The organism is Gilvimarinus sp. 1_MG-2023, from assembly GCF_030548285.1.
The window spans coordinates 1-247 of the sequence record NZ_JAUOSC010001463.1 but is presented as its reverse complement, the minus strand read 5'-3'; the positions used below and the strand labels follow the sequence as shown (position 1 = coordinate 247).

General features: G+C 55.9%; 1 protein-coding gene. It reads left to right on the top strand.

Annotation, left to right across the window (positions count from 1 at the left end):
* On the top strand, nt 1–182 hold a 182-nt coding region (locus Q4563_RS21680), incomplete at its 5' end, for a TrmH family RNA methyltransferase (protein ID WP_303606002.1).
* Between the last annotated feature and the right edge of the window lie 65 nt (nt 183–247).

Here is a 247-nt window from a genome sequence, read left to right as displayed (position 1 = left end):
CTTCCGGGCAGTTCAGCCAGTTTGATGCTTATCTGTTTGGCAACGAAGCCCGGGGGGTGCCCCATGCCTTGCTGGCACCTCTGGCCGTGACGGCGTTTACCATTCCCGGCAGCGGCCAGATTGAGTCTCTGAACCTGGCCAGCGCCGTCAATATGAGCCTGTATGAATTACACCGGGGTTGATGCCTGATATGTTAAGTGGTCAAGCCAACATCTGGCGTCAACCCAACATCTAACGATGGTTAGCC